General features: G+C 33.6%; 7 protein-coding genes. 6 read left to right on the forward strand and 1 reads right to left on the reverse strand.

Translation table 11 applies throughout. The annotated features are described in order from the left end of the window. The 5 genes from DD829_RS24025 to DD829_RS23970 form a co-directional block, all read left to right on the forward strand. Positions 1-231 (forward strand): hypothetical protein (locus tag DD829_RS24025; protein ID WP_228408090.1); only part of this gene is annotated, 231 nt, incomplete at its 5' end. After that, a complete protein-coding gene (locus DD829_RS00400) occupies positions 221-1,027 on the forward strand; it encodes a relaxase/mobilization nuclease domain-containing protein (RefSeq protein ID WP_108411567.1) in 807 nt (268 codons plus the stop codon). The genes DD829_RS24025 and DD829_RS00400, both read left to right, overlap by 11 nt. Before the next feature lie 12 nt (positions 1,028-1,039). Further along, the gene (locus tag DD829_RS00405; protein WP_116547427.1) at positions 1,040-1,567 is read left to right on the forward strand and encodes a hypothetical protein; all 528 of its coding nucleotides are present in this window, start codon (positions 1,040-1,042) and stop codon (positions 1,565-1,567) included. Positions 1,568-1,773: 206 nt separating this feature from the next. Continuing rightward, a complete protein-coding gene (locus tag DD829_RS00410; protein WP_108411572.1) occupies positions 1,774-2,397 on the forward strand; it encodes a replication/maintenance protein RepL in 624 nt (207 codons plus the stop codon). Positions 2,398-2,420: 23 nt separating this feature from the next. Further along, the gene (locus tag DD829_RS23970) at positions 2,421-2,609 is read left to right on the forward strand and encodes a hypothetical protein (RefSeq protein WP_108411571.1); all 189 of its coding nucleotides are present in this window, start codon (positions 2,421-2,423) and stop codon (positions 2,607-2,609) included. 209 nt (positions 2,610-2,818) lie between these two features. Here DD829_RS23970 and DD829_RS00420 read toward each other — a convergent pair whose 3' ends face one another. After that, positions 2,819-3,394 (reverse strand): hypothetical protein, encoded by a 576-nt coding sequence (locus DD829_RS00420; RefSeq protein ID WP_108411570.1) that lies wholly within the window; start codon positions 3,392-3,394, stop codon positions 2,819-2,821. A gap of 548 nt (positions 3,395-3,942) precedes the next feature. Here DD829_RS00420 and DD829_RS23330 point away from each other — a divergent pair. Beyond that, positions 3,943-4,124, forward strand: a 182-nt coding sequence (locus DD829_RS23330; protein WP_228408091.1) for a plasmid mobilization protein, incomplete at its 3' end; no start/stop codon positions are given.

A 4,124-nucleotide genomic window follows, 5' to 3' on the forward strand; every position in this document is an offset into this window, starting at 1 on the left:
GAAGAAACAGGCATGAGTATGAGCAGCTATATGGTTCAATGTTCCCTGGGCAAAGAACTTAAACTTTTGAACCAGGAACAAAAGTCTGCCTACAAGAATTTAGCCACTTATCACAGCCATTTTGCAAGGATAGGAACATTAATCCGGAACAGGGCGGATATCTCTTCTGAAGTAACTGAAGTAATCCGAGAGATAAAAAAACAATTGGAAATTTTAAGAAATGGTCAGTAAAGCGAAATCGATTCGAGGAAGCGTAAAAGCAATACGCTACATTCAATCCGATAAATCTTTAGGGGATGCTATGGAACTCGACCGAAACGGGATCATTTCTAACGATCCTAAGGAAATTTTAGACGAGCTGAGACTTATGCAGGAAGCGAACGAGAAGTGCCAAAAAAACACTATTTCCATCGTTATTTCGCCAAGTTCGGAAAGAGAGTTTTCAAGGGCAGAGCTTCGCGAGATCACCAGAACCCACTTGAAAGGTTTAGGTTTAGACCAAAACCAATATTTGGCGACTGTTCACAGAAGCACCGGACACACTCATATTCATGTTATCGCCAACCGTATCGATGAGCATGGGAAAGCGGTTTCGGACAGTTTTATAAGTAAAAAATCTCAGGATATCTCCGAGAAAATTGCCAAAGAAAAAGGACTTTTAACGGCGAAAGACTGGAAAAAAATTAATGATGTGACGATATCTCCAGTAAAGCAGGAGATCAAACAGGCGCACGATCTTTCGAAATTGAAAGCTCAGGATTTTTCGCAGTATTCCGAACTCATGAAAAGCAGGGGAGTAGACGTAATTCCCACAATCAATAAACAGGGGGAAATGCAGGGTTTCAAATTTCACCACGAGCAAAGCGGAATGACTTTTAAAGCTTCCGATATCGGAAAGAATGCAGGAGTAAAAGATCTCCTGCAGAACCGCGTGAAGATCCCGAACCTTTCCACTCCTTATCTCGAGGTGCAACAGGAAATACAAAAAGAGATAAAACAAAGCATTAACAAAGGATTTTCAAGATAAAAAAGTATTAAAATGGGAGATTACAACAACCGACAGCTCGCGCAGATCATTGCGCAGAGTGCTGAGAAAATAAACAATTCTATCCTGAAGGAACAGAAGATTGCGGGCGAGCTGGAGAAAACTGTTTCCAAATTGCAGAACGAAAAAAAATATCTTCAGGAACTTGACGAAAAAATGGAAAGTCTGAAGAATGTTTCTATTAAACCCGATTTAAGCGCTTTAAATTCTTTTTACGAATCAAAGACCGAAGAAAATATAAAACGGCTTAATTCGCGCTTAAAAGTGCCAAATTTGAGCCTTTACGTATGGCTCTCGTCTGTGGCTATGATTCTGATAAGTTTTTTTGCGCTTTATTTAGCCTACGGGAAAGCTTTTACCACCAGAGCCGAAATACTGGAGCAATACAGAGCAGATCTGCTCAAAGAAAATTCCATCATTCCCAAAGAGCAGGAAATGCTGCTAAAAGAGATGTATCAGTTTTTCGAAAAAAACCCTAAAACGAAAGACAAATTTATCCAATTCAGAACTAGAAATAAATAAGCTAATGAGAGGTCTAAAGACTCTCATTAGAAGAACTAAGAAGGAATATTAGTTAAAGTATTATGAATAGGATAAAGTGATTGTAATAGGTGTACAATGATATTGTAATAGGCATACAATGTCATTGTAATTTTTTGTTATTATTTTTACAATATTAATGTAATTTGATTACTTTTGTATTGTAATTTTACCAAGACGAATTTACAATGGAAAATAAAAATAAAAGCAAAAATACCCTACTTAGCTTTGAAAAAAATAAAGAAAACCCCTTTCTTAAACAGGCAGTAGAACAAGTAAACAATCATATTGTAAAAAAATATAGAACAGCTGGAACTACTTCTCAAAAGGCAATATTGAGAGCTGTTGATAATGAAAATAATATAGTAGGGCACACTCAATTTGTAAAGCAAATAGAAGTTGATGAGGAAAGATTTGCAAAAATATATTTAGATCAATTCTCTGCATTTTTTGATTTAAAAAGCCAGGGAATAAAGGTATTTGGATACATAATGAATAATCTTTTTAAAGACAAAGATTACTTTTATTTTGATAGAGAAGAGTGTTTGAATTACACTGGTTATAAGTCCGAAAAATCTATTTACATAGGGTTAGCAAATTTGATTGAAAACGAAATAATTGCAAGAGGTAAAAACGATATAATGTACTTTATAAATCCAATGGTATTCTTTAATGGTGATAGAATAACTTTTGCAAAGACCTATGTAAAGAAAAAAAAGGACAGCATACCTCAAAATCAAAGCTCTTTAAATTTCGATAATCCAGAGGAACCGTATAAGCTTCCAGATATCGATCCTATCAGTGCATTTTAATTGTTTTTTTATCTCTCGAAATTATGAAAGGAAAAAAAAATGATTTTAGTATGACGTTCTATAATGGTGAACAAAAGCGTCTATTTATGGAGTATGTACACGATACAAATAAAATGATTGCTTGGGTAAATTCAAGGAAAATAGAATGGACCCACGCTATGATCTATGACCGCAGAACTCGTGAAAAAATTGAAAGAATTATAAATAAATAATTTATAGTAAAATACGTTTTACAAATAAAAAAGGCTGTCATTAGACAGCCTTTTTATTTATTTTTTATTCATATACTCTTGAGGAGAGTATTTCTTTGCATCTGAAATAGATTGCATCCTTGGATATAAAAATAAGGATAAAGCAACTACTAATACTAACGCTAACGCAATAATGATTTGGCTTTTTTTCATATTATTATTATTAATTATTAACAATGTTTACAAATTTGTGCTTGATTGCAATTGTAATAATCATTGATTACACTTTGTGGATCACTTGGACTTATATGTCCACAGTTTACTAAAATACCAACATAAGCAGCCATACCTTCCCACACAGAACAATTTCCCCAATAAGTAGTTCCATTTAAATTTCTTGTACAAGAACTTCCGTCTTGAGTACCAAAAAAGTATTTTGAAACTTCGCTATCTGTAGGTGCATTACTATCTAGTTGGGATAGTTCCTCAAAATATGCTAAGGTTTCTTCTTTCCCATATTTTACATATAACTCGTCGAGATATTTTTCGCCTTGTAAAGTAGCTTCATATAATGAAGTAGGGTTATTATCCTTAACTGATCTTAAAAAAAGATAATAGTTATCTTTTAATAATGGCATAATTGCGTCATTTTTAAATTCTTCTAATTTAGAAGTTCTTGAATTGACAGAAATATTTTTCGACTTAATATTACTGTCTGTTTTTACCTCATTTACTCCTAAATCTGAAGAATTACTACATGAATAAATTGAGGAAAAGAGAATAATTCCCAAGATGATTTTTTTCATAATTAAATTAATTTTTATAATAAACGTCAAATATAAAAAAATATTTCAATCACTATGTAGGGAATTTATTATGTTAAAAAGGGAACCTGATATCGATTAAGGATGTAGCGATCAGATTCCCAGTTTTGTTTTTTGTGATGTAAAGATAGTGATATTTCAGAGAAATCCAAAAAACAATTATATTTGTGCAGTATAAAATGTCAAGAAGTGCGATTGTAGCGCATTTCGCCGTCAAAAACCTGCGCTTCGCTCCGATTTTTACCGCCTCATGCCTACATCGCCTCTTGCTTTCTCCCGATGGTCGAAAGAGAAAAACAGAGCGTTTTATTTTTAGGATTTTTACTAAAAAAAAGACAGTCCCTACCGGAACTGTCTCAATTAAAAAACACAAATGATGAAAAAAAATTATTCGGGGCACTCTGTCCTGAACAATTTAAAAGCCTTCCGGAGAAGGCTGAATTTAATTTTAAATTATTTTTCCTATGAAAAAGACTATTTCAGCTTTTAGCTGTAAAAACTCTTTTTGAAAAAGTAAATATAGCAAAAGAATGGAAAATTTTAAAGAAAAAAAAAGCCAAGCTGTTTCCGTCCGGATGACTCCGATGGAGCGAATGCTCATCGAATCAAGAGCCGAAGAAACAGGCATGAGTATGAGCAGCTATATGGTTCAATGTTCCCTGGGCAAAGAACTTAAACTTTTGAACCAGGAACAAAAGTCTGCCTACAAGAA

Source organism: Chryseobacterium sp. HMWF035 (assembly GCF_003094695.1).
In the GTDB taxonomy this organism is placed as follows: domain Bacteria; phylum Bacteroidota; class Bacteroidia; order Flavobacteriales; family Weeksellaceae; genus Chryseobacterium; species Chryseobacterium gambrini.